The sequence below is a fragment of the Arthrobacter sp. cf158 genome, from assembly GCF_900106835.1.
Classification (GTDB): Bacteria; Actinomycetota; Actinomycetes; order Actinomycetales; family Micrococcaceae; genus Arthrobacter.
Genome location: NZ_FNNR01000004.1, coordinates 79,566 through 103,257 on the forward strand (window position 1 = coordinate 79,566; position 23,692 = coordinate 103,257).

General features: G+C 63.8%; 22 protein-coding genes and 2 riboswitches. Of the genes, 12 read left to right on the forward strand and 10 right to left on the reverse strand.

All coding sequences use genetic code 11. From position 1 onward, the window contains the following. Positions 1-79: 79 nt before the first annotated feature. The 6 genes from BLW08_RS09180 to mnhG are packed head-to-tail and all read left to right on the forward strand — an operon-like array spanning position 80 to position 6,394. Positions 80-3,097: a Na+/H+ antiporter subunit A gene (locus tag BLW08_RS09180; protein WP_091324617.1), complete on the forward strand. Its 3,018-nt coding sequence runs from the start codon at positions 80-82 to the stop codon at positions 3,095-3,097. Further along, the gene (locus BLW08_RS09185) at positions 3,094-3,594 is read left to right on the forward strand and encodes a Na(+)/H(+) antiporter subunit C (RefSeq protein ID WP_090822811.1); all 501 of its coding nucleotides are present in this window, start codon (positions 3,094-3,096) and stop codon (positions 3,592-3,594) included. The genes BLW08_RS09180 and BLW08_RS09185 overlap by 4 nt, the downstream gene beginning before the upstream one ends. Then, positions 3,591-5,174 (forward strand): Na+/H+ antiporter subunit D, encoded by a 1,584-nt coding sequence (locus tag BLW08_RS09190; RefSeq protein WP_091324619.1) that lies wholly within the window; start codon positions 3,591-3,593, stop codon positions 5,172-5,174. Before BLW08_RS09185 ends, BLW08_RS09190 begins: the two co-directional genes overlap by 4 nt. Next, positions 5,171-5,737: a Na+/H+ antiporter subunit E gene (locus tag BLW08_RS09195; protein ID WP_091324621.1), complete on the forward strand. Its 567-nt coding sequence runs from the start codon at positions 5,171-5,173 to the stop codon at positions 5,735-5,737. Before BLW08_RS09190 ends, BLW08_RS09195 begins: the two co-directional genes overlap by 4 nt. Further along, the gene (locus tag BLW08_RS09200) at positions 5,734-6,012 is read left to right on the forward strand and encodes an MrpF/PhaF family protein (protein WP_090822818.1); all 279 of its coding nucleotides are present in this window, start codon (positions 5,734-5,736) and stop codon (positions 6,010-6,012) included. Before BLW08_RS09195 ends, BLW08_RS09200 begins: the two co-directional genes overlap by 4 nt. Continuing rightward, complete coding sequence (gene mnhG, locus BLW08_RS09205; RefSeq protein ID WP_090822820.1) at positions 6,002-6,394, forward strand: monovalent cation/H(+) antiporter subunit G; 393 nt, start codon at positions 6,002-6,004, stop codon at positions 6,392-6,394. The genes BLW08_RS09200 and mnhG overlap by 11 nt, the downstream gene beginning before the upstream one ends. A gap of 161 nt (positions 6,395-6,555) precedes the next feature. Here mnhG and BLW08_RS09210 read toward each other — a convergent pair whose 3' ends face one another. Both BLW08_RS09210 and BLW08_RS09215 read right to left on the reverse strand, forming a co-directional pair. Further along, positions 6,556-6,816 carry a DUF4235 domain-containing protein gene (locus BLW08_RS09210; RefSeq protein ID WP_090822822.1) on the reverse strand — a complete coding sequence of 87 codons (261 nt, stop codon included), beginning with the start codon at positions 6,814-6,816 and terminating at the stop codon, positions 6,556-6,558. 35 nt (positions 6,817-6,851) lie between these two features. Then, entirely contained in the window at positions 6,852-7,541 is a 690-nt protein-coding gene (locus BLW08_RS09215; protein WP_090822824.1) for an NUDIX hydrolase, read from the reverse strand. 758 nt (positions 7,542-8,299) lie between these two features. After that, positions 8,300-8,436: riboswitch (TPP riboswitch) on the forward strand. A gap of 77 nt (positions 8,437-8,513) precedes the next feature. On the opposite strand from BLW08_RS09215, the gene BLW08_RS09220 reads away from it, so the two are divergent. The 3 genes from BLW08_RS09220 to BLW08_RS09230 are packed head-to-tail and all read left to right on the forward strand — an operon-like array spanning position 8,514 to position 11,505. After that, positions 8,514-9,134, forward strand: coding sequence for an ECF transporter S component (locus BLW08_RS09220; protein ID WP_091324624.1), 621 nt, complete (start codon positions 8,514-8,516; stop codon positions 9,132-9,134). Beyond that, the gene (locus BLW08_RS09225; RefSeq protein ID WP_091324626.1) at positions 9,134-10,714 is read left to right on the forward strand and encodes an ABC transporter ATP-binding protein; all 1,581 of its coding nucleotides are present in this window, start codon (positions 9,134-9,136) and stop codon (positions 10,712-10,714) included. The genes BLW08_RS09220 and BLW08_RS09225 overlap by 1 nt, the downstream gene beginning before the upstream one ends. Further along, a complete protein-coding gene (locus tag BLW08_RS09230; protein ID WP_090822830.1) occupies positions 10,711-11,505 on the forward strand; it encodes an energy-coupling factor transporter transmembrane component T family protein in 795 nt (264 codons plus the stop codon). The genes BLW08_RS09225 and BLW08_RS09230 overlap by 4 nt, the downstream gene beginning before the upstream one ends. A gap of 90 nt (positions 11,506-11,595) precedes the next feature. On the opposite strand, the gene BLW08_RS09235 is transcribed toward BLW08_RS09230, so the two are convergent. Beyond that, the gene (locus tag BLW08_RS09235) at positions 11,596-12,195 is read right to left on the reverse strand and encodes a GNAT family N-acetyltransferase (RefSeq protein WP_090822832.1); all 600 of its coding nucleotides are present in this window, start codon (positions 12,193-12,195) and stop codon (positions 11,596-11,598) included. 37 nt (positions 12,196-12,232) lie between these two features. Next, positions 12,233-14,356 (reverse strand): penicillin acylase family protein, encoded by a 2,124-nt coding sequence (locus BLW08_RS09240; protein WP_091324628.1) that lies wholly within the window; start codon positions 14,354-14,356, stop codon positions 12,233-12,235. 101 nt (positions 14,357-14,457) lie between these two features. Between BLW08_RS09240 and BLW08_RS09245 the strand changes: the two genes are divergently transcribed. Together BLW08_RS09245 and BLW08_RS09250 are read left to right on the forward strand one after the other, a co-directional pair. Next, positions 14,458-15,192, forward strand: coding sequence for a siderophore-interacting protein (locus tag BLW08_RS09245; RefSeq protein ID WP_090822836.1), 735 nt, complete (start codon positions 14,458-14,460; stop codon positions 15,190-15,192). A 138-nt stretch (positions 15,193-15,330) separates the two neighbouring features. Then, on the forward strand, positions 15,331-16,854 hold the full coding sequence (locus BLW08_RS09250) for a UDP-N-acetylglucosamine 1-carboxyvinyltransferase (protein ID WP_091324630.1): 1,524 nt from the start codon (positions 15,331-15,333) through the stop codon (positions 16,852-16,854). Between the two features lie 102 nt (positions 16,855-16,956). Here the strand turns inward: BLW08_RS09250 and BLW08_RS09255 are convergent, their stop codons facing one another. Further along, complete coding sequence (locus BLW08_RS09255; protein WP_091324632.1) at positions 16,957-17,778, reverse strand: endonuclease domain-containing protein; 822 nt, start codon at positions 17,776-17,778, stop codon at positions 16,957-16,959. 215 nt (positions 17,779-17,993) lie between these two features. On the opposite strand from BLW08_RS09255, the gene BLW08_RS09265 reads away from it, so the two are divergent. Continuing rightward, a complete protein-coding gene (locus BLW08_RS09265) occupies positions 17,994-19,181 on the forward strand; it encodes a glutamate--cysteine ligase 2 (RefSeq protein ID WP_091324635.1) in 1,188 nt (395 codons plus the stop codon). On the opposite strand, the gene BLW08_RS09270 is transcribed toward BLW08_RS09265, so the two are convergent. From BLW08_RS09270 to BLW08_RS09290, 5 genes are all read right to left on the reverse strand, one after another. After that, positions 19,178-19,780: a hypothetical protein gene (locus BLW08_RS09270; RefSeq protein ID WP_091324637.1), complete on the reverse strand. Its 603-nt coding sequence runs from the start codon at positions 19,778-19,780 to the stop codon at positions 19,178-19,180. The two genes, BLW08_RS09265 and BLW08_RS09270, sit on opposite strands and share 4 nt — an antisense overlap. A gap of 10 nt (positions 19,781-19,790) precedes the next feature. Further along, the gene (locus BLW08_RS09275) at positions 19,791-20,999 is read right to left on the reverse strand and encodes an O-succinylhomoserine sulfhydrylase (RefSeq protein ID WP_091324638.1); all 1,209 of its coding nucleotides are present in this window, start codon (positions 20,997-20,999) and stop codon (positions 19,791-19,793) included. Then, complete coding sequence (locus BLW08_RS09280; protein ID WP_090822848.1) at positions 21,000-21,410, reverse strand: rhodanese-like domain-containing protein; 411 nt, start codon at positions 21,408-21,410, stop codon at positions 21,000-21,002. Next, on the reverse strand, positions 21,407-21,670 hold the full coding sequence (locus BLW08_RS09285; RefSeq protein WP_090822850.1) for a DUF1737 domain-containing protein: 264 nt from the start codon (positions 21,668-21,670) through the stop codon (positions 21,407-21,409). Before BLW08_RS09285 ends, BLW08_RS09280 begins: the two co-directional genes overlap by 4 nt. A gap of 13 nt (positions 21,671-21,683) precedes the next feature. Further along, positions 21,684-21,795, reverse strand: a riboswitch (SAM riboswitch). Positions 21,796-21,882: 87 nt separating this feature from the next. Further along, a complete protein-coding gene (locus BLW08_RS09290) occupies positions 21,883-23,574 on the reverse strand; it encodes a SulP family inorganic anion transporter (protein ID WP_091324641.1) in 1,692 nt (563 codons plus the stop codon). Between the last annotated feature and the right edge of the window lie 118 nt (positions 23,575-23,692).

Consider the following 23,692-nt stretch of genomic DNA (forward strand, 5'->3'; position numbering starts at 1 on the left):
AAACTAGGTAAACCGAACCCAACGTATGACCGCCTGCTCCAACTTTTGACAATTCGTTCCTGACTTTGCGGAGATAACAGTGATCACAGTTCTCGCCATCACCTTTGTAGCGGCAACTGTGGCGCCCTTGATCTTCCGCAAACTGGGCCGGAACGCGTTCTACGCTTTGGCAGCGGTCCCCGCGGCCGCATTCATCTGGTTGCTCTTCCAGTACGGACCCGTATATTCCGGTGGTGGCATAGAAGAAGTTCTGCCATGGATTCCAAGCCTGAAACTTGAGCTGGCCTTCCGGATGGATCCCTTGGCATGGGTCATGTCCCTGCTGATCCTTGGCGTAGGGTCCCTGGTGCTGGTCTATTGCGCCCGGTACTTCAAGAACAAGGACGCGGACCTCGGGGGCTTCGGAGCGCAGTTGCTGGCCTTCGCCGGCGCCATGTTCGGCCTGGTGACTTCCGATGACCTCCTGATGCTGTTCATCTTCTGGGAACTCACCACCATCCTGTCCTACCTGCTGATCGGCTATGCCCGCACGCGTTTGGCGGCACGACGCTCGGCCCTGCAGGCGCTCATGGTCACCACGGCAGGTGGTCTGGCGATGCTTGTAGGCCTCATCATCCTCGGGCAGGCCGCCGGTACCTACAGGATCTCGACGATCCTGGACCAAGCCGGGACGCTCATGACCGGACCCATGCAGGGGGCGGTGACTGCCGCCGTCGTGCTTGTCCTGTCAGGTGCGGTGACCAAGTCGGCGCTGGTTCCGTTCCATTTCTGGTTGCCTGGAGCGATGGCAGCCCCCACGCCTGTGAGCGCCTATCTGCACGCCGCAGCGATGGTGAAGGCGGGCATCTACATCGTTGCGCGCCTGGCGCCTGGCTTTTCGGAGTCGGAATTCTGGCTGCCGGTGGTCCTGGGACTCGGCCTGGCTACGATGCTTGTGGGCGGCTACAGGGCCCTTCGCCAGACGGACATCAAGCTGATCCTCGCGTACGGAACGGTCAGCCAGTTGGGATTCCTGACCATGGTGGTGGGGCTCGGCCGTCCTGATGCTGCCCTGGCCGGGCTTGGATTGCTGCTGGCCCACGGCTTGTTCAAAGCCGCGCTGTTCCTGGTGGTGGGCATCATCGACCATCAGTCGGGGACACGCGATATCCGAAAGCTCTCCGGCGTCTTCCGCTCGTCACGAGCCCTGGGTGTTGTGGCCGCAATTGCCGCCGCTTCCATGGCTGGCGTGCCGCCGTTGGCCGGTTTTGTAGCGAAAGAGTCGGTGTTCGAGGCCTTCGTCCACTACGGCACGGGCCATGATGCTCCCGCGTGGGGCATCTGGATTCTGGTGGGCTTGGTGATCGGTTCCATCCTCACCTTCGCCTACAGTGCCCGTTTCATGTGGGGTGCGTTCGCCACCAAGCCGGGCGTTGAACCCACGCCGTTCAAGCCCATCAAGCCTGCGTTCCTCGCCGCCCCGGCTATCCTCAGCGTGCTGACCATCGTGTACGGCCTGTGGCCGGCGCCTGTGGATACCTGGATCCAGCCCTATGCGGCGTTGTTCGCCGACCGCCCGGACGCGGTCGACGCCGGACACCTGGCTCTGTGGCACGGCCTCACCCCAGCGCTGGGGCTGACAGCCATCACGTTCGCGGCCGGTGCGGCAATGTTCTACGGACGCAACCTCGTGTCCCGAGCCCAGGGCTTGGTTCCGGATTGGGTGGATGGCGACCGCGCGTACCAGCACACTATTGGTGCCCTGGACGATGTTGCCGTGTGGGTCACGGGCCGCACTCAGCGTGGTTCGCTGTACTTCTACCTGGCAGTAATCCTGACGGTAGCGTTTGCTGTGCCGGCTACGGCTCTGATCATGGCGAACAAGCCATTGCCGGAAGGCATCTACTTCATTGACCCCAACTCTCCGCTGCAGTTGGTGGCGGGCGCCGGAATCGTGGTGGGCGCGCTGGCTGCGGTCCGCGCCAACAAGCGCTTCCTGGCCGTGCTCATGGTGTCCGTTACGGGCTACGGCATTGCCCTCATGTTCGCGTTGCAGGGCGCTCCGGACCTTGCCCTGACGCAGATGCTGGTGGAAACCATCGTGCTGGTGGCCTTCGTGCTCGCCATGCGCAGCCTGCCCGCGGAGCTGCGGGACCGGACCGGAGGCAGGCTCAGGGTGATCCGCGTGATCATCGGGGCAGCTTTTGGCGTCACCATGATTTTCGTGGCCATCTATGCCATGGGAGCCCGCGTCGCCACCCCCATTTCACTCGACTTCCCGCGGCTGGCCTATGAAGGCGGCGGGGGCCTGAACGTGGTCAACGTGACGCTCGTGGACATCCGCGCCTGGGACACCTTCGGGGAGATATCCGTCCTCGCGATCGCCGCCACGGGTGTTGCCAGTCTCATCTTCGTCCGCAGCCGCGGTGATCGCATCAAGACCGCCGACGCCGTGCCTGAAGGCAGCGTGGGGCGCCGCACCGGCGTCGACCGCGGTTCCCGCGACGGAGCCACACTGGCGGTGGCCAAGAAGTTCACTGACGTCACCCGTGACGCCTGGCTGGTGGCGGGCCGTACGTTGGCCCCGGAGCGACGCTCGATCATCTTCGAAGTGGTCACCCGGCTGATCTTCCACTCGATGATTGTCTTCTCCATCTATCTCCTCCTCGCCGGACACAACCTCCCCGGCGGCGGCTTCGCGGGCGGCCTCACGGCAGGCCTGGCGCTGACCATCCGCTACCTGGCCGGTGGCCGGTTCGAGTTGAGCGAGGCGGCGACAGTAAGCGCCGGAACCCTTCTGGGGACGGGACTTGCGACGGCGGCAGCGTCCGGCGTGGTTCCGCTCTTCCTGGGCGGCCAGGTGTTCCAGAGCGCCATTATCGAGTTCTGGCTGCCTGTGTTCGGTGATATCAAGTTCGTCACGTCCACCATTTTCGACATCGGCGTGTACATCGTGGTGGTGGGATTGGCGCTTGACGTCCTCCGCAGCCTGGGTGCCGAAATCGACGAGCATTTTGAGGGCAAGGGCGCACCCCTTGCAGAAGAAGATGCCGCTGACCATTCCGTGCTGGCTGAAGAAGCCGCCGAATCCGCTGCGTCCGGGAAAGGTACCGCATGAGCATCAACCTGACCCTGCTGATCATTATGGGTGTGCTCTACGCCTGTGGCATTTACCTGATCCTTGAACGCAGCCTGACGCGCGTGCTTCTTGGCCTGATGTTGCTGGCCAACGCCACCAACATTCTGATCCTGAGCACGGGCGGCTACGCCGGCCTTGCGCCCTTGTTCACCAAGGAAACAAACCCTGAGGCGTACAGCGACCCCCTGCCGCAGGCATTGATCCTGACGTCGATTGTCATTTCCTTCGCCGTAACGGCCTTCATGCTCGGCATCATTTACCGCACGTGGGTCCTGGCCCGGCAGGATGAGATCCAGGACGACCTTGAGGACGTCCGCGTGGCGAAGACGCCGAGTTTCGACGCCGAGGATGACGCCATTGTGCCGCTGGAAACCTCGGAGTTCGCAATCACCCCATCCAGCGCTGCGGAACGGGACACCACGGATTCCACCGAGACCCCCAAAACGGCAACAACCCAGGAAGGAGGCAGCGCGTGAATCTCGCAAACCTGTCGCCGCTAGCTGTCCTCCTGCCAATTCTGGGTGCTGCCCTGGCTTTCCTTTTGATCCGGCACCAGAGTGCCCAGCGGGTGGTCAGCATTGGCATCCTGAGTGCCACCCTGCTGCTCGAGTGCCTGCTCCTGATGTCCGTGTGGGATGGCGGCACCACGTCCGTCACCTTGGGCGGATGGCTGCCGCCCTGGGGCGTTGTCCTTGTGGTGGACCAGTTCTCGTCGCTCATGCTGGTGGTCTCCACCGTGGTGAGCCTGGCGGTTTTGATTTACGCCACCGGTCAGGGCATGGCCGACGGCGACCATGAAGCGCCGGTCTCAATCTTCCACCCCACATACCTGATCCTGGTGGCGGGAGTATCCAACGCGTTCCTCACCGGCGACCTCTTCAATCTCTACGTTGGTTTCGAGATCCTGCTGACGGCAAGCTACGTCCTTATGACCCTCGGCGGGACAGGTCCGCGTATCCGGGCCGGAGTCACCTACGTTGTGGTTTCCGTGGTGTCATCCGTGTTGTTCCTCATTGCCATCGCCATGATTTACGGGGCGACTGGAACCATCACCATGGCAGATCTGGCCATCAAGCTGGCCGAACTGGACCAAGGTACACAAAACCTCCTGCACGTGATGCTGTTGGTAGCCTTCGGCATCAAGGCGGCAGTCTTCCCCCTGTCCTTCTGGCTCCCTGACTCGTACCCAACCGCTCCGGCCCCGGTCACGGCCGTGTTCGCCGGGTTGCTGACAAAAGTTGGCGTGTACGCCATGGTCCGCACAGAGACGCTCCTCTTCCCAGGGGACACCCTGAACGTGCCTCTCATGGTGGTGGCTTTACTAACCATGGTGGTGGGCATTTTGGGTGCCCTGGCCCAGAGCGACATCAAACGTCTCCTGTCCTTCACCTTGGTGAGCCACATCGGCTACATGGTGTTCGGCCTCGCGATGAGTTCCGTGGCCGGCCTGGGCGCCGCAGTGTTCTACGTAGCGCACCACATCACCGTCCAGACCAGCTTGTTCCTGGTGACAGGTCTCATAGAACGCCGCGGCGGCAGTTCCTCCATTGACCGGCTGGGTGGCTTGGCCAAGCTCTCACCCCTGCTGGCGCTGCTGTTCTTCATTCCAGCAATGAACCTTGCGGGCATTCCGCCCTTCTCCGGCTTCCTCGGAAAGCTGGGCCTCTTGCAGGCTGGCGTGGAACTGGGGACACCACTGGCCATCACGCTGGTGGTAGGCGGTGTGGTCACCAGCCTGTTGACGCTGCTGGCGATCGCGCGTGTTTGGAACAGGGCCTTCTGGCGCAAGCCCGAAGACGCCGAGTACCCGGATCCTGTGCTTCTGGCCAAGGGAAATGTTGGCGTTCTGCCCCGGACCATGGTCGGTTCGACAGCGGGACTGGTGGTATTCGGCGTCGCGTTGACTGTCTTCGCCGGTCCGCTCTTCCGGGTGGCCGACGGATCTGCGGGAATCATGCTTGACCGCTCGGCTTACATCCATTCAGTGTTGGGTGACTCCGTCCAGGTGCCGCCGCTTGCACAAACAGTTGAAGAGCAGACGGGAGATGCCAAATGAGCCGCAAGCCGATTTCATTCCGCACTGAGCTCCCGCTCCTCATCTGGCTGGTCATTGTTTGGGGCGCTCTGTGGCGGGACTTCAGCCCCGGCAACCTGCTGTTCGGTGCCCTGATTGCGGTGTTGGTGGCGAAGTTCTTCTACCTCCCGCCAGTGGAGCTCAGCGGCAGGTTCAACATTCTGCGCGCCATTCCTTTCGCCCTGATGTTCCTCGCGAAAGTGGTGGCAGCGAGCTTCGCCGTGCTGTTCCTGGCTGTTACCAAAGGGCCCAAGGTGCGCAGCGCCGTCGTCGCCGTTCCCTTGCGTAGCCACTCCGACCTCATGGTGACGGCAACAGGTCATGTCATCTCGCTGATCCCGGGCTCACTGGTGGTGGAAGTGGACCGATCGACGTCCACGCTCTACCTGCACGCGCTCAATATCTACGAAGAAGCTGACATCGACAAGATCCGTCAGGAAGTCCAGAACATTGAAGCGGGCCTGATCCGCATCATGGGCACGCGCGAGGAAGTTGAGGCGCTCACAGCTGAAGAGCGTCCCGGAATGGAAGGGGCAACGCTGTGAAGGAAATCGTTCTTATTGTCACGGCAGTGATCCTTAGCCTTGCTGCGGCAGGCGCGATTGTTCGCATAGCCATCGGACCATCCCTGTTGGACCGCGTGCTGGCATCCGATGTCCTGCTGGCCATCCTGGGCGCCGCACTGGCGATTGACATGGCGCTGAACCACCACCTCAACAACCTCATGCTCCTGGTAGCCCTGGCCGTGATTGGCTTCATCGGCTCGGTCACGGTTGCCCGGTTCGTTGCTGAGCGGAGGGAACAGAACAATGAGTCCTGACGCAACGGGCGTGGATGCCGTCATTGATGCCGTGACAGCCGTGTTCCTGGTGGTAGGTGCCTTGATGTCCCTCGGAGCGGCCATCGGTTTGCTTCGATTCCCTGACCTCATGAGCCGCATGCACGCTGCCACCAAGCCGCAGGTCCTTGGGCTGTTCCTCATGCTTGCCGCCATCGGTCTGCAGATGCGCACCTGGTGGGTGTGGCCGGTCCTGCTGGTGGCGTGGATCTTCCAGCTGCTGACGGCACCCGTCTCCGCCCACATGGTGGGCCGCTCCGCCTACCGCACCAAGCACGGCCACCGAGAGATGCTCACCAAGGATGAACTTGAGGCCGTCGTCCAGAGGGCGGCCGCGGGGCAAGAACCCGGGGACGATCGCTGAACTGATTGCATGACCCGTTCGGCTGGTGCGACCCGTTCGGCTGGTGCGACCCGAACGGCTGGTGCGACCCGTTCGGCTGGTGCGACCCGAACGGCTGGTGAAGCAAAACAAGCGCGGGGCCACCTCAGTGGCCCCGCGCTTGTCTGTTGTCCGGGTGCTTCCTAGACGATGTCCTGGGATTTGGCGAAGCGGGCGATTGCGCGCTGCGTTCCGCGGTTGGCCAGGACCTGGATAAGGGTGCTCACAAACGCAGAAATCAATGCGAAGGTCAGGGCCGAGCGAAGGCTCGTCTCCATGTCATCGTTGCCTGTGGGTGGCTTGTTGCCGGTGGCTTTTTCCCACCCTTTGTTGACGAGTTTGGTTCCGACGAAGCCCGCTCCGAGGCTCACTCCGGTACCCAGTAGCTTGAGGAAGAGATTCATGTGCCCAGCCTAGCTGTAAAGGCTGGCCGGCATTGTCAGCGGCGGCTTTCCCGTTCCTTAAGAAAAGCGGCCAGGGAACCCACCGGCGCCAGGACGGGAACCACCGTGTGCGGGGCGGACCAGACAGCTTCCACTGAGGTGAACCCAGCGATTTCCTTCAGCAGGAAGTACGTGGGCGGCATCAGTTTCAGCGTTCCGGCGGCCTCGGCAGCGAGAATTCCGTCCACCGGCATCCACAATGATTTCCAGGCTTCAGTGGTCTGGTGCTGGGGTTCAGCCCTTGGGGCTGGCTTGGCGACGTAGAAGTAGGTGTCGAAGCGCTTGGGCATGTCCGTGGGGGTGATCCAGTTGGCCCATGGACGGAGGTTGTCGGCGTCAATGCTCAGCCCGGCCTCCTCATTGACTTCGCGGATTGCTGCCGCCAACACGGTTCCGGCGCTCGTTGCAGCAACGTTCGCGTCCGCCCCGATGGAGCTCTGGTGCCAGTCGGCGACGTGGCGTTGGAGCAGTTCCGTGGGGTAGTCCCAGCCGGACTTGTCAGCAGCATCCACCCGGCCTCCCGGGAACACCACCATTCCAGCGGCGAAGTCCATGGTGCTCACCCTGTGCTGGACAAAGGCCTCGAGGCCCCCGGGAGCGTCGCGAAGCAGGATTACGCTGGCGGCAAGGCGCGGCTCCGCCACGGGGGTGTGGTTAGGAAACTCCTGCTTGGGTAGGTCCGTCATGAGAAATGTGCCCCTTTGCCGCGTGGATTCTGCTGGATCATTCTCTCAGGTCCGGTTGTGGGGCCTGGTCTGCGTGGTTGGGGGTGGGTTTGGGGTGCGGTGTGGGCCCTGCAAGGTGCCCACGATAGGTTGTGGGGCCTGGTCTGCGTGGTTGGGGGTGGGTTTGGGGTGCGGTGTGGGCCCTGCAAGGTGCCCACGATAGGTTGTGGGGTCTGGTGTGCGTGGTTGGGGGTGGGTTTGGGGCGCAGTGTGGGCCCTGCAAGGTGCCCACGATGGGTTGTGGGGCCTGGTCTGCGTGGTTGGGGGTGGGTTTGGGGCGCAGTGTGGGCCCCGCAAGGTGTGCTGTTGGGTTGTGGGGCCTGGTCTGCGTGGTTGGGGGTGGGTTTGGGGTGCGGAGTGGGCCCTGCAACGCGTGCCGATGGGGTTGTGGGGTCCGGTGTGCGTGGTTGGGGGTGGGTTTGGGGCGCAATGTGGGCCCCGCAAGGCGCCCACGATGGGTTGTGGGGCCTGGTCTGCGTGGTTGGGGGTGGGTTTGGGGCGCAGAGTGGGCCCCGCAACGTGCCCACGTTGGGTTGTGGGGCCCGGTGTGCGTGGTTGGGGGTGGGTTTGGGGCGCAGAATGGGCCCTGCAAGGCGCCCTGCAAGGCGCCCCGCAACGTGCCCCCGACACCCCCGGCAAGCACCGGCAAGCGATTGTGACTGGACAGCAGCGCCCGCCACGCCCGCAGGTGTAAACTGAACCCGCCCATCAGGGCAGATTGATAACGACAGGGGAGCGCCGCCGTCGGACCTTGCAGCGATGCAGGTGACGCGAGGGCGCTGAGAGTGCGGACAGCCGCAGACCCTCGAACCTGATCCGGTTAGTACCGGCGCAAGGGAGTCGAGCTTCTCAGAGTGTCCGGATCCGGGCGGCGCAGGCCGGCTGGGATATCCGGGTAGCACTTTCCCCTCCTGTACCTCAGGAGGCAGAAAAATGACCACGGTAAACGTGAAGAAGACCGGTTATACCTGGCGCGTAGTAGACATCGTGGTGGCGGCATTGATCGCCATCGCCGGCGGCGTTATTTTCTGGGCCTGGTCCCAGGGTGCCGCGCTGGTATCCATTCCCATGAACGCGACGTATCCGCCGCTCACCGGCCTGATTGCCGGTGGCTGGATGATTCCGGCGGTCCTGGGCATGCTCATTATCCGTAAGCCCGGCGCAGCCTTGTTCTGCGAGGCTGTTGCTGCCACCGGCGAGCTCATCATGGGTTCGCAGTACGGCACCACAGTGCTCATCTCCGGCATCCTCCAGGGCCTCGGTGCAGAGCTCATCTTCGCCGCGTTTCGCTACAAGAAGTTCAACCTGCCCACGGCACTCCTTGCCGGTGCGGGCGCAGGCCTCTTCTGCGGCCTTAACGATTCCTTCCTGCCGTGGGGCTGGAACATCGCCTACGAGGCAATCGACAAGCTGGCCTACATCACCTTCACCACCATCTCCGGCGCGATCATCGCAGGCGCATTGTCCTGGATCGCCACCCGCGGTCTGGCGAAGACAGGCGTCCTGAGCTCCTTCGCGTCGCGCAAGGCCGCTTCGGAGCCAGTCTTCAGCTGATGCCGTCCACCACGAGCGGCACGGTGAGGCCCGCCGCCATCTCAGCCGAGGGCTGGGGTTGGCGGCATGCCGGCCGGGTCCAGCCTGCCATTCAGGGCCTCGACCTCCGGATCGAACCCGGCGAACGGGTGTTGTTGCTGGGTCCTTCGGGTGCCGGCAAGTCGACGCTCCTGCATGCCTTGGCGGGCGTGCTGGGAGACGAGGAAGACGACTCCGACGAGACAGGCTCCCTGCTGATCGACGGCGCTACTCCCCGCGAGCAGCGTGGCCGCGCCGGCCTGATGCAGCAGGACCCCGAAACCCAGGTGGTCCTCTCACGTGTGGGTGACGACGTCGCCTTCGGCGCCGAGAACCTGGCCGTGCCGCGGGACGAGATCTGGGCCCGCGTCCATGAAGCGCTCGACGACGTTGGGTTGCGTACGGCGGCTGGCGGAGGTTTGGCGCTGGATCACCCGACGGCGGCACTCTCCGGCGGCCAGAAGCAGCGCCTTGCCCTTGCCGGCATCCTGGCGATGCGGCCGGGGCTGATCCTCCTGGATGAGCCCACAGCCAACCTCGATCCTGCAGGCGTGCTGGAAGTCCGCGATGCCGTGAACCGGTGCCTGGACAAGACGGGCGCCACGCTGGTGGTGGTTGAGCACCGGGTGTCCGTGTGGAAGGACGTAGTGGACAGGATTGTGGTCCTGCAGCCGGGCTCGGCAGGCGCAGGATCGGGCACAGGCCCAGGTACTGGTGTCCTCTTGGACGGCCCGCCGGACAAAGTGCTGTCCGAGGCCCGCAGCATGTTGATGGCAGCCGGTGTTTGGGTTCCCGGATACGTCCCGGCAACACGCGGGCGCAGCAACGAAACCCCTGCGGCGCAACTCCTCCTGGCGGCCCAGGACCTGTCGGTTTCGCGGGAGAAGCCGCGCAGGAAGGGCTTCAAGACCATCCCGCCGATTCCTGTTCAAACGGGTATCAGTGCACAGGTCAGGGCAGGCCAGGCGCTGACCATTACGGGTCCGAATGGTGCTGGAAAGTCCACGTTCGCGCTCACGTTGGCCGGCCTTCTGGCGCCGGTGGACGGCAAGGTGAGCGCCGCCGTCGAGCTTTCAGAAGGTGCGGGCATTGACCCGTTCAGATGGAAAGCAGATCAGCTGATTTCCCGGATCGGAACCGTTTTCCAGGAGCCGGAGCACCAGTTCGTCACGGGCAAGGTCCTGGACGAGCTCATGTTTGGTCCGAAGCATCTTGGCCACGGCGGAGAACGCGTGGACGAGCTCCTGGAGCGGCTGCGGCTCACCCACCTTGTGGATGCCAACCCGTACACCCTGTCCGGTGGTGAGAAACGTCGGTTGTCTGTAGCCACGGTGCTCGCCGCGCACCCCAAAATCCTTGTCCTTGACGAGCCAACGTTCGGCCAGGATGCCAACACCTGGGCAGAGTTGGCCTCGTTCTTGTCAGAGCTTCTGGACGCCGGAACGGCCGTGGTCTCTGTGACCCACGACCAGGAATTCAGCGCTGTGCTTGGCGGGACTGAGCTGCGGTTGGATCCAGCAAACCGGGCCCAGCCGGACCGCCAGGAAGCAGGTGCCGTGTGAGGAACCAACTGAACCTCGGCGGAAACCATGCCCTGCTGACCAAAGCCAACCCCTTGGCGAAGTTTGTGGCCGTCTTCCTCATATCGCTGGTGCTGGCCCTGTCCATCGATTGGGTCTCCGCATCCACCGCGATTGTTGCCGAGCTGGCCCTGTTCCCGCTGGCCGGTCTCACCCTTCGGCTGCTGTGGCAGCGTGCGTGGCCGCTGATCATCGCGGCGGCGATCGGCGGCTGGAGCACGGCGATCGTGGCGGCGGACAGCGGCGCTGTGCTGCTCGACGTCGGCCTCTGGTCCATCAGCGAAGGCTCCCTTGAGCTGGGGCTGGGTTTCATGCTGCGCGGCTTGGCGATCGCCCTCCCGGCGATCCTCCTGATGACCTGCACTGATCCCACCGATTTGGCTGATGCCCTGGCGCAGAAGGCCAAGCTGCCGCACCGGTTTGTCCTGGGTTCCCTGGCCGCCATGCGGTTGGTGGGCCTCATGGCCGAAGAGTGGCAGACCATCGGCATGGCACGCCGTGCCCGGGGTGTGGGATCCCAAGGCAACCCGTTCCAGCGGCTGAAGGCTACGCTCGGCCAGAGTTTCGGGCTTCTGGTTCAGGCTGTTCGGAGGGCATCGCGACTGGCAGTGACCATGGAAGCGCGCGGTTTCGGCGGCGGTCGACGCACGTGGGCGCGCGAATCCACGTACTCGCTGCTGGATGCCTGGGTGGTCCTTGGAGGTTTGCTCATCGCAGCCGGTGCCGTCCTGACGGCCGTGGGCGCCGGGACCTGGAGCTTCGTCTGGCGCTAGCGCTCCTGCGCCAAGAGCTGGGCACCAAGACGTGCCGCCGGTAGCGTTGGGGGCCGCCGGCGGCACTTTGCCTCCGCGTGTGAGGTGGGCTCAGACGGCCCGCTGCTCCTGGATCTCGTCGAATCCCGCCCGCGTCAGGAACCCCAGCTGGGCTTCTTTTTCGGCAAGTTGAATGATGGGTCCCAACTCAAAGCAGGTTGCCTCCAGGCGACGGAGTGCTTTGGCGTTGCGGGAATCCGGTTCCACCACAATCCGGTCCTTACCCGGCAGGGAGAACATGTATTTGATCAGCGATGTTGCGAGCTTCGGTGTGAAGTGCGGGATGGGCCGGGTGGCTGGAGCCAACAGGAGGTGCATGCCGATGTCTTCTTCGCGGGCCGGGTATGCCTCGCCCACGGGATCGTGCAGGGGCTCATAGGTCTGGAACAGCGCCAGCGGCTCACCATCGAGCACCACCAAGAACGCGTGGTGGGTCTCCAGTGAGTCAAGGAATTCGTAGATCTCCTGGACGTGCTCGCGGGAATGCTCTGTCATTCCCCAGAACTTGGCGCGAGGCTGGGTGACCCACTCATAGATGAGGCCTATGTCCTCGCTGGGGATCAGCGGCACAATCCGCAAGGCGCCCCAGCTTTCGAGTTCTTCCGAGTAGACGGTGGTGCGGACAGAGAAGTCCTGGGTGGTGGTAGTCATGGTTTCCTTCGGGGACTGGTACTGCGAACGGGATGTATTACGGGGTGTCTTTGATCAGAACGGACCAATCCGTGACCACAGAGGCAAGCTGCCCCGCGGTCCAGAGCGGCAGTTGGTCGGAGAAATGCTGGTGTCCGGGCGTTCCGGCGGCACCGAAGGGGACGATCCAGCGGCTGTTGCGCACGTCCGACAGGTCCCAGACATAGCGCGCCACGGGGCCGCGGAAACTTCGATCATCCACGCCGGGAAGGCTTTCGGTGCAGAGCACGCATCCGGTATCTCCACTCAGGCCGGCAGTGGGTGCTGCATCGGCCAGGATGCCCGGGAGGACGTGAACGGCCAGAAGTTGGTGCCGGTCCGCCCAGGTGGCTCCGTCGAGGAGGGCTTCCTCCAGCGCCACCACCTCCAAGGCTGCTGCGGCTTCCACTGTGACGCTGATGCCAAGTTCCGGGCCGCGCGCCAGCAGCGTCTCAAGTGCAAATCCGATCCGTGAAGCCACGGACAACCAAGGTCCGAACAAGGGGGAGTATCCGGTGGGTTCGGCCAGTGGTGCAAGAGCGGAATGCCGGGCGATCCGTTGGACCAGTGCACCCCGCCATGCGGCGAAGACGGCGGCCTCCCGGCTGGCGGCGTCCATCCGGCCATCCCAGCGCAGCAGTGGGGCGCGCAGCTCTTTGGCTTCCGGGGACAGGTCGTCAGCGTCCAGGCCGGCGAGGAGCGAGCGGAACAGCGGCCAAGGACCCAGCAGCGTATCGGTGTGGATGGCCTGCATGTGATCCAGCGTCAACGCTCCGGTGGGGGTGGATTCCAGCAGCTCCCGGATCCTCAATGCCCGGTGTGCCGGTGCAAACTCCATGGCCACGGGGTCGCCGCCCCCTGCGGCGCGGTCGTTCGCGCTGACGGCAAACTGTTGGACCTCCGTGCGGGGCAAAACCACGTACTGGCCATCCCAGGCATGGCGGGCTGAGAAGGCGGGCGCCGGAAGCCGGCGATTGGCGGGATTCCGCTGTGGAACCAGCCCGGCCACGAAGTGCCGCACAGCCCCGGAATCGTCCGCGGCGACCACACTGTTGACCGGCTCGACCCACGCATCGAACGCGGCCTCCACTGCGGAGACGTTCCGGCTCCGCAGCAGTGCGGGGAGGGCTTCGAATCCCAAGCGGCCCTCAACCCGGGCGGGAAACCGCAAACTCAAGGCGCCGCCGTCGGGCGTTTCGGAGATGACCGGACCACGCGCGGTTTCAATAATCTCAACGGACACCGGCTCCCCGCCGCGGACGGTGATGGTTTCGGAACTCACGACGACGGTTTCCCAGCCTTCTGCTCCCCGCGCCTCAACGTGGTTGCCGTGGGCGTCGCTGACCCGGCGCAATTCTTCGTCGAAGAGGTCCTGGTAGTCGGCCATGGCGTTGGTGATGGCCCAGGCGGTGTGGCCGGTGTGGGCGAAGTGCGGCAACCCAGGCACACCAGGAAACGCGAACCCGATCGCGTCGAATTCGGGGCACGCCAGCCGCACTTGCTGGTACACGCCGGGGAGTTCCATGAGGCGGTGGGGGTCGCCGGCGATCAGCGGCAGGCCACTAACTGTTTTTGAACCGTGGACCGCCCAGGCGTTGCTGCCGGACCAGACGGGGGCCTCGATGCTGAACAAACCCACGGCGTCATCCCCCAACGTCCGTGCGACGTGAGCCCGGAACATCTTGTTGGGAAAAGTGGAGAAGAGGACGTGGTGGACCAGGAAGACGCCCAAGGGAGTCCAGGGATTCCACGACTCAGGCGCGCTGGCGGAGGCGTCGAACTCAGGGCCGCCCCGAAGGCCCTCTGCCAACGCTTGGTTGACCCCGGCCACGTACTGCCCGCACCAGCGTTGAGTGGGGTCGTCGAGGTTTTCGAAGCAGCGGCGCGCGGTGTCATCCAGCCGGGCTTGCCGGGCGAACCTGTCCCAGACCACAGCGTCGGGACCGAGTATTTCAGCGGTGCGGCCCTCTGAACGCCAGCGTTCCAACTCGATCTGCCATGACCGGTCGCTGGCGGCATTGTGGCCCTGCAGGAAGGCCAGTTGATCGGCAGATTCGGCCCACAGGTGCGGGATCCCCCACTGATCACGGTACGTGCCGGGGCCGCCTGCCGGGGCGGGATGGTGCGTCGGGGCAGGCGTCATAATCTCAGGCCGCTTTCGAGCTTAGGTTAGGCTTACTTAAGCTCAAGATAAATGGCTTTGGCCCGGTTCACAAATCGTGGCCGTTCGTGAAGGAGTGTTGCTTGAAGCGCAATTGGGAAGGCGTCGTCCTCAAAGTGATGGGCGCCAAGGACTTCACCTTGGAAGTCACCGGGCGGGAGGAGATCACGCCTGATTTCCTCCGCGTCCACGTGCGCGATGGTGGGCTCCTGGAGCGCAGCGGCCTGCATCCCACCATGTGGATCCGGCTCTGGTTTGACGATTCCGGCAAGGCCCACCAGCGCGCCTATACTCTGGTGGACGCCGACCCGACCGCCGGGACGTTCAGCATGGACTTCGCGATGCACAAGGGGGTCGCCGCAGATTGGGCCCGTTCTGTGCAACCCGGAGACACCATTGACGCCACAGTCCAAGGGAGTTCCTTCACGTTCCCGCAACCCGCTCCGCGCCGGATCTGGGTGGTGGGGGATCCCGCGTCCATCCCGGCCATCAACTCCCTCCTGGATGAACGGCAGCGTTCCGCTCACGGCGCGGCTCCCGTGACAGCCTGGCTTGAATACCAGCACGACGCCGACCCCTCACTCACAGTGCGGACGTCCAGTCAGGACGTGGTCACGTGGATTCCGCGCAAACGCGATGGTGCTGCGTTGGTGGAGGAGGTCTGCAGTGCGCTCACGGCGGACACTGTTTCAGTGGGTGAGGACTTCTTCTGGATCGCCTGCGAAGCCTCCAGTACGCGTGCGATCGTCAAACATCTGCGCAAGGAACTCGGCGTGGACAAGCACCGTATCGATGCTCTGGGGTACTGGCGGGTCTAGGCACGGCTGCGCCTGTCACGCCCCCGACTAGGACCGGCGTCGGGTTTTTATATCACGCAGGATGCTTCCACTGTGATGTTTGCCGCTGTAACGGCGTTTTGAGCGCGACTTCTAACTCATTTGTGATATTTCTTGGGTATGACGCAACCTACCGCCGAACATGTAGGCCTTCTGCTCCGCAACGCCCGTGGTGAAAAAGGCTGGACGCAAGGGCAGTTGGCTACTGAGCTGGGAACCAGCCAGAGCGCAATCGCCCGGATGGAGCAGGGCAAACAGAATCTCAGCCTCCGGATGATCGAACGCCTTGAAGCGATCTTCGGCCGATCGATCGTCAAAGTGGGCAAACCCCAAATGACCCACCTCCGGGTGGAGGGTGGCCGCACCCTGTCTGGCGAGGTGGATGTCAACAGCAGCAAGAATGCTGGCGTGGCCCTTCTGTGCGCCAGCTTGATCAACCGGGGTACCACCACGCTGCGTCGGCTTGCGCGCATCGAAGAAGTCAACAGGATTGTTGAAGTGCTGACGTCCATTGGCGTCGAGTGCACCTGGCTCAACGGGAGCGACCTCCGCATCCGCCGCCCCGTGGTCCTGGACCTCGAATCCATGGATGTGGACGCGGCCCGCCGTACCCGCAGCGTGATCATGCTGCTCGGTCCGCTGCTGGACGAGACCAGCGAATACCTGCTGCCATACGCCGGTGGCTGCGATCTGGGAACGCGCACCGTTGAACCCCACATGCAGGCACTGCGCCAGTTCGGCCTGTCCGTGGAGGCCAGGTCCGGTTTCTACTCCGTCACTGCTCCGCCCGCCGATGGCCACGACCGCTCCTTCGTGCTGACCGAGCGCGGCGACACCGTCACCGAGAACGCCATCATGGCCGCCGCGCACCGCGAAGGTACAACGGTCATCCGCAACGCGAGCCCCAACTACATGGTCCAGGACCTCTGCTTCTACCTGCAGGGCCTGGGCGTTGACATCGAAGGCGTGGGAACCACCACGCTGAAGATCACGGGCCGTCCGGCCATCGACGTGGACATCGAGTACTTCCCATCAGAGGACCCCATCGAGGCCATGAGCCTGATCACTGCGGGCATTGTCACCAATTCCGAGGTGACCATCCGCCGGGTCCCCATCGAGTTCATGGAAATCGAGCTCGCCACCTTGGAGCAGATGGGCCAGAATCTGGAGATCTCCGGCGAATACACGGCACGCAACGGGCGTACCCGCTTGGTGGACGTGACCACCAAACCATCCGAGCTCCGGGCCCCCCAGGACAAGATCCACCCGATGCCGTTCCCGGGCCTCAACATTGACAACCTGCCGTTCTTCGCCGTCATTGCGGGCAACGCCGAGGGGCAGACCATGATCCACGACTGGGTCTACGAGAATCGCGCCATCTACTTGACGGAGCTGAACAAGCTCGGCGCACAAGTACAGCTCCTGGACCCGCACCGGATCTACGTCAACGGGCCAACCAAGTGGCGCGCCGCAGAAATCGGCTGCCCTCCCGCACTTCGCCCCGCAGCCTGCTTGCTCCTGGCGATGCTGGCTGCCCGGGGTACGTCTGAGCTGCGCAACATCTACGTGATCGAGCGCGGTTACGAGGACCTGGCCGAGCGCTTGAACACCATCGGCGCGAAGATCGAGTACTTCCAGGACTAGGCTCCACGCTTTTTTGCTGGATCATCCGCCCGCGCAATAGGAGGAAAGCCCGTCATTCCGGGTTTTCCTCCTATTGCCCCCGGCGATGATCCAGCAGAATTCTCAGCGCCGGGCGTGCGGATTACCTTGTGCCAGGAGCCAGCGAATCTGGGCCATCACCTCATCCGGGGAATTCCACACCTGTTCCGGGGCAAAGGACAACACCTGGTAACCCCTGGCCTGAGCGGCGTTCAATCTGTCCATGTCCTTTCGCCATGCGGCCCGTGAGCTGTGGAATTGATAACCGTTGACCTCCACGATCAACCACCCGTCAATCAGCGCGTCCACCCGGCCCACTCCAGAGATACGCACTTGGCGGCGGAATGAGAGTCCCTGTGCTTCGAAGAGCAGGCGTGCGCTGATCTCCGGAACGGACTCGGACAAACCATCGGCCATCCGTAGTAGTTTCCTCGCGTTCCCAAAGTAGTTGGCCCGCAGCTCGCCTTCCAGAACGCTCCGAACAACTCCATGCTTTTGCATCGCCGACTGTGCTACCGCAATGGCATCAACGTCCGGAAGACAGGTCAGCGCGTGAATGACGGTGTCTTCCACGGAAGCAACAGGCAAGAGAGCCTCGGCTCCCAACCGGAGTCCACTGTGCCGGACAAACCCCCGGCCTCTGTTGTGCTTGGTTGCCAAATGGAGTCCAACTGGGCGGTCCTTCAGCCAAAGCCCATAGCGGACCGCGGCGCTGGCGCAGGTCAGCTGTCCGTTGTTCACCAGCGCCACAAGGTACTCCTGGTCGGCTGACTGTAGGGCCCAAATGCCATGCCGGGGTTGGTACGCACCAATTTTTCGGAGCTCAGCCGGAGCATGGCCGTATTGATTGAGGAGACCGGCCCTTGCCACTCCACCCATTGACATCAGGAATTCGAAGGTGTCCATGCAGCCAGCTAGCCACGATGTGGAGGTGTTCAGAGCTGGGACTTTGCTCTATGTGGACAAGGACCCGGAATTTCTGCTGGATCATCGGCCTGCCCAAGCAGAGGAAAGCCCATCATCCCGGGCTTTCCTCTTGGTGCCCCCGGCGATGATCCAACAGAATTTTCAGCGCCGGGTGCAGCTCTGTCCTCACTGGGTCCTGGGGCGCAAAATGGAGCATGCGGACATTCGGGGTTGAGGAAGAGCTGCTCATCGTCGATCCTGTGACGGGCGGGCCTCTTGCTCTCGCGGATGCGCTGCTGGCCGATCATGATGAGCCCGCCGCCGGAACGGGTCTGAGCCACGAACTTAAACTGGAGCAGATCGAAACCCAGACCCGCCCGTGCCACAGCTACACCGAACTCCTGCAGCAGGTCCGCCGGGGCAGGGCCATGGCCAACCAGGCCGCCCGCCAGCATGGTGCCCGGGTGGCGGCGATCGCTACCTCCCCGCTGGCCTCCACCACGCACACCACCCCGGATCCCAGGTATGCCGCGATGCTGGACCGCTTCGGGATCATTGCCACAGAGCAGCTGACCTGTGGATTCCATGTACACACCTCGGTGGAGTCAGCCGAGGAAGGGGTAGTGGTGCTGGACCATATCCGCGACAAACTGGCTGTGCTGACGGCCCTCACCGCCAACTCTCCGTACTGGCGCGGGCTCCCCACCGGCTTCGACAGCTACCGGACGCAGGCCTGGAACAGATGGCCAACGTCAGGCCCATCGGCTGTTTTCGGCTCGCTCACCGCCTACCGTCGCATTGTGAAGCGCCTCCTGGAGACGGGAGTGATCCTGGATGAGGGGATGATCTACTTCGATGCCAGGATCTCCAGGAACCATCCCACCGTGGAGGTCCGCGTGGCTGATGTCTGCCTCCGATCCGAGGACGCCGCATTGATTGCCGTGCTGGTGCGGGCTTTGGTGGAGACGGCTTCCTTGGAAATGCTCGACGGCGTTGAGCCCACCGCCGTGCCCACGGCACTCCTGCGGATGGCGAGTTGGCAGGCCAGCAATTCAGGGCTGCGGGGAGATTTGCTGGATTTTGGCGATTTCCGGCCCCAGCCGGCCGCGGATGTGGTGTGGGCGCTGGTGGATTACCTCAGTCCAGTGTTGGACGACCAAGGCGAGCTCAAGCTCGTCAAGGCGGGTATCTCTGAGATTCTGGAGCGCGGAAACGGGGCCACTGAACAACGTGCAGCTGCCGTGCGCTACAACAACAGGCGGCACCACCCGCCGGGAAGTCCGCCGGACCATGAAGCCTTGGCAGCGGTGGTTGGGCACGCAGCGAGAGTCACTGTGCAGGGTGCCGCGGCCGATGCGCGCAGGGATCCCTCGCCAACACTGACGCGGGTCCGGCGGCCTTAGTTTTTGGGTTCTTCCCACGTCATCAGGTAGGCCCCGGTGGTTCCTTCAACCAGGTAGAACACCAGCGGCGGGATGTCCTTCTTGGCGAGGAGGATGCCGCCGAACAGCGGAGCGCTGGCCGCGGCGGTCCAACCGATCCAGCGCTTGGCAGGTGAGGAAAGAAGGCTCCCACCCAAGGCGCCCAAGGCCACGACATGCAACGCGGAGTACATCAGGAAGGGCGCGTTGGATCCGCGGAAATCGGCAAAGCGCTCCAGGTCAGAGGCACGGCGGGAGAGGCTGTACACAAACAACGGGGCTCCGGCGAGCAACGCCCCGGCAGCGGCAAGAGCCCATTTCCTTGCCCGTCCGCTCGAAGGGTCCTTGCCCGGGACAGCCCGCGCGAACGCCGCGAAACCTACCGGCACTGCTACGGTTCCCGCGGCTGCGAGGTGTTGCCCAAGGATCCACCCGCGTTGGCCGGCCAGCAGCATCCGCAGCCGTTCCTGGGCGTCCGGGGTGAGATAAACACGGCTGACGGGGGAGATTCCCACAAACCACACCACCGTGCCGGCAACGATAACCGCTCCGGCACGGCGATAGGGATACTTCCCGCTCATGGCAGCAAGGTTAGACCTGTTTGAGGGCCTTCTCCAGATCCAGGATGAGATCGTCCACATCTTCCAGGCCCACAGACAAACGGACCACGCCGTCGCTGAGCCCGATCGCCGCGCGGCCCTCGGGACCCATTGCCCGGTGGGTGGTGGTGGCGGGGTGGGTGATGAGTGACTTGGAGTCGCCCAGGTTGTTCGAGATGTCGATGACGCGCAAGCCGTCAAGCAGGGCGAATGCGGAGTCCTTGGCGGATCGTCCGGCGGAGGGGAGCAGCTCGAAGGTCAGCACGGTGCCGCCGGCCTTCATCTGCTTGGCGGCCAAATCGTACTGCGGGTGGGACTTCAGCAGCGGGTACTTGACCCAGCTGATGGCAGGCTGCTGCTCCAGCCATTCCGCAATCTTCAACGCGGATGCCGAGCTGTGGTTCACCCGCAGCCCGATGGTCTCCAAACCCTTGGTGAGGACCCAGGCATTGAACGCTGACAGGGACGGTCCTGTGTGCCGCATGAGCTGCTTGACCGGGCCGTCAATGAATTCCTTGGTGCCCAGGATCGCACCGCCGAGGACCCGTCCCTGGCCGTCGATGTGCTTGGTGCCCGAGTACACGATCACGTCAGCGCCGAGCTCACCGCAGCGCTGCAGCAGGGGAGTGGCAAAGACATTGTCGACGACGACAGTCGCCCCGGCGGCATGCGCCAGGTCGCTGACGGCCGCGATGTCGACGATCTCCTGCATGGGGTTGGACGGAGACTCGAAGAACACAGCGGTGGTGGGTTCGGAGAGGGCCTCACGCCACTGCTCCAGGTCCGGTCCATCTACGAAAACGGTCTCCACACCCCAGCGCGGCAGGATCTCGTTGAGGATCACAAAGCAGGAGCCGAACAGGGAGCGTGCAGCAATAACGCGGTCGCCGGCAGCCAGCAGGGCACCCAAGGCGGTAAACACGGCAGACATGCCGGACGCCGTCGCGAAGCACGCTTCGGTTCCTTCGAGCAGGCGCAGCCGCTCCTGGAACGTTGCCACGGACGGGTTGCCGTAGCGGGAGTAGACAAAGCGTTCGTCCTCGCCGGTGAAAGCGCGTTCGGCAGCAGCAGCGGATTCGTAGACGAAGCCGGAATTCAGGAAGACGGGCTCAGCTGTCTCTTGGAAATTGGTGCGGTCAAGGCCACCACGGACGGCCTGGGTGTCAGGGCTCCAGCCGGCGGCGTCAGGATTGAAAGTCACTTACTCGGTCCCCAGGTTCGTCGGCAGGCCACGGTTTTTCCAGCCATTCACGGTGCGCTCACCGTAGCGGTCCGGTTCGCCTTCGAAGCCCTCCAGGACGTTGTAGGCGGTAAAGCCGGCCTGCGTTGCCGCGATAGCGGCCGAGACGGAGCGCTGGCCTGAGCGGCAGATGAACACGAGCTCCACCTTGTCGTCCTGCGGGGCCTGCTGCTGCAGGTCCTCGATGAACCGGGAGTTCGGGATGCCGCCGGCGAGGTTCCACTGGATGAACAGGGGATCGTTCTCGGTGGCTTTGGTGTCCGGAATGCCGATGTGGGCCCACTCGCCCTCGGTGCGGACGTCCACCAGAATGGCGCCTTCTTCAAGCTTTGCCCACGCATCCTGCGGGGTCAGGTCACCTGCGTAGCTCATGCGTGGCCCTCGAATGCTTCTTCGTCGTCGTTCTCCAGCTGGTCAACGGCGTTGGCCACAGCGGCATCTGCGTTGGCGATCGCGGCGGGCAGCACGATGGCCTGGGCCACGATCACATCAGTGCCGTTGAACGTGGCGGCCGGGCTGCCGTGGAGCACGTAGCCTTCGGCGAGGGCGTTGTGGATCCGCTCGCAGAAATCACGGGTGTCCGGGCCTGTAATCAGGCGGTAGGAGAGTTTTTCTTCAGTGGGTTCAGGCATTGCTGGTGCTCCTCAGTCACGCTTGCAGTTCGAGTTGTCGATACGCCGAGTAGTCACCTGAGGCACCCCGCCGGAGAGAGGGTTGCCGACCAGCAAGTCAGGGCTTTGCGCTGGTTCTCATTACTCAAGAAAAACGTAACATCCACGACCGTTGAGCTGCATGTGGCGGGGGTATCGAGGCCGTCATGTTGCGTAACCGGCGGTTGTTGGCGCTAGCCGTTCCTGAGCGCACGCACGGCAGCACCGATCGTGGGAAAGAAGTGGTCGGGCGTGAACCTGGCCGTCGTCCCGAGGCGGAGCAGCTTGTCCTTGACCGGTCCCTTGAGCTCGGCGAATACCAAGCCCACCCCCTTACTGGACAGCCACTCGTCGAGCGTCACCAAGTCGTCCAAAGCTGTGGTGTCAATGCCCGTGATGGGTTCGGCGGCGAGGACCACGTGGGAGATCCCCTCCGGACTTTCGTCCAGGAGCTCACGGACGAAGGCTCCCAGGACGTGCCCGTTCCCAAAGAACAACGGGGCATCGAAACGGAGGATCAGGAGCCCGGGAATGCGGATGGCTTTAGGGTGACGGGCTCGGTCATGATAGCCGGGCAGCCCCTCTTCGGAGCCCAGCTCGGCCCGGTAAGGGTCCCATGCCCGGCGGACGAAGTCCAGAAGCGCCAAAGCGATGGCCACCAGAATGCCCTGCAGGACGCCCACCGTCAGGACCCCAAGGAACGCGGCCAGCATCACCACCGATTCGCTGCGGCTCATGCGCAGGAGCCTGCGCACCCCTGCCGGTTCCGCGAGGGCGACGGCTGCGGCAATCACGACGGCGGCAAGGGTCGCCGACGGTAGATACCGGGTCACTCCGGGAGCCAGCAGCATGAACGCCAGCACCAGCACCGAACCCACCACACCGGTCATTTGGGATTTGGCGCCGGCATCAACAGCTACAGGGGTTCGGGAAGCGCTTCCGGACATGGGGAAGCCGCCCAACAAGCCGGTTGCCGCGTTCGCCGCGCCGAGTGCCGCCATCTCGCGGTTGCCGGAGACCCGTCTGCCCTCCTTGGCGGCCAGCGATTGGGACAAGACGCCGGTGTCAGCGAAGGCCATGAGTGCTATGCCCGCGGCGGCCGGCAGCAGGAGCAGTGCATCGGTCCAGAAGATTCCGCCGAGAGCTGGCATTGGCAGGCCCTGTGGAAGGACACCGGTGACCTTAACGGCGTCGCCGAGGCCCCAGACCGCCGTCACGATGCACGAGCCAACCACCGCCAGCAAAACGCCGGGAACCTTCCATTTCAGGAGTCGGGGGACCCGGATGAGGGCCAGCGAGCCGATCCCCAGCAGTACGGCCGGAAGGCTGACCGCGCCATTCAGAACTCCGGACGTGACCTTCGCGAGCTTCTGCCAGGCGTCGCCGTCTGCCTCAATCCCCAGGAAAGCCGGCAACTGTGAGAACGCCACCAGCAGTGCGATCGCGTTGAGGTACCCGAGGCGAATGGGCTTGGACAGCAGCCCCGTAATGGTCCCTAAACGAAGCGCGGAGCCCGCCAGCATGAGGACGCCCACCAGGATGGCCAAGAGCCCGGCAAGGGCCACTGTTCTCTCACTGCTGCCGGCCGCAAGAGGCACGATCGCGGCCGCGATCAGCGGAGCAAGAGCGGAATCGGGCCCCAGGACCAGAACGCGGGATGGCCCGATGACGGCGTAAACCAGCAAGGGCACCACGGTCGCGTAGAGCCCGGTGACCGGTGGCAGTCCGGCGGCTTGCGCATAAGCCATACCTGCGGGGACCAGCAGTGCGAACAATGCAGAGCCGGCCACGACGTCGTGCCGTAGCCATTCACGCTTGTAACCCTTCAGTGCCAAGACGCCGGAAAGCCGGTCCATGGTGGATCGGCGGGCGGTAGGCGCACTCATACAGCGATCATTGCCGACCGTTGCTGTTTGCGGAACCCGGGGCACCGCTGAGCCCCTCCAAATAAGACGTCCCGGGAGCATAATTGACGCAGTACGTCCCCCTGTAACTTCGCATGAA

Coding starts and splice junctions, on each gene's coding strand:
- BLW08_RS09265 (WP_091324635.1), top strand. CDS start 17,994: ATGCGGACATTCGGGGTTGAGGAAGAGCTGCTCATCGTCGATCCTGTG.
- BLW08_RS09290 (WP_091324641.1), bottom strand. CDS start 23,574: ATGAGTGCGCCTACCGCCCGCCGATCCACCATGGACCGGCTTTCCGGC.
- BLW08_RS09255 (WP_091324632.1), bottom strand. CDS start 17,778: ATGGACACCTTCGAATTCCTGATGTCAATGGGTGGAGTGGCAAGGGCC.
- BLW08_RS09235 (WP_090822832.1), bottom strand. CDS start 12,195: ATGACTACCACCACCCAGGACTTCTCTGTCCGCACCACCGTCTACTCG.
- BLW08_RS09280 (WP_090822848.1), bottom strand. CDS start 21,410: ATGAGCTACGCAGGTGACCTGACCCCGCAGGATGCGTGGGCAAAGCTT.
- BLW08_RS09215 (WP_090822824.1), bottom strand. CDS start 7,541: ATGACGGACCTACCCAAGCAGGAGTTTCCTAACCACACCCCCGTGGCG.
- mnhG (WP_090822820.1), top strand. CDS start 6,002: ATGAGTCCTGACGCAACGGGCGTGGATGCCGTCATTGATGCCGTGACA.
- BLW08_RS09225 (WP_091324626.1), top strand. CDS start 9,134: ATGCCGTCCACCACGAGCGGCACGGTGAGGCCCGCCGCCATCTCAGCC.
- BLW08_RS09185 (WP_090822811.1), top strand. CDS start 3,094: ATGAGCATCAACCTGACCCTGCTGATCATTATGGGTGTGCTCTACGCC.
- BLW08_RS09250 (WP_091324630.1), top strand. CDS start 15,331: ATGACGCAACCTACCGCCGAACATGTAGGCCTTCTGCTCCGCAACGCC.
- BLW08_RS09240 (WP_091324628.1), bottom strand. CDS start 14,356: ATGACGCCTGCCCCGACGCACCATCCCGCCCCGGCAGGCGGCCCCGGC.
- BLW08_RS09285 (WP_090822850.1), bottom strand. CDS start 21,670: ATGCCTGAACCCACTGAAGAAAAACTCTCCTACCGCCTGATTACAGGC.
- BLW08_RS09270 (WP_091324637.1), bottom strand. CDS start 19,780: ATGAGCGGGAAGTATCCCTATCGCCGTGCCGGAGCGGTTATCGTTGCC.
- BLW08_RS09195 (WP_091324621.1), top strand. CDS start 5,171: ATGAGCCGCAAGCCGATTTCATTCCGCACTGAGCTCCCGCTCCTCATC.
- BLW08_RS09210 (WP_090822822.1), bottom strand. CDS start 6,816: ATGAATCTCTTCCTCAAGCTACTGGGTACCGGAGTGAGCCTCGGAGCG.
- BLW08_RS09220 (WP_091324624.1), top strand. CDS start 8,514: ATGACCACGGTAAACGTGAAGAAGACCGGTTATACCTGGCGCGTAGTA.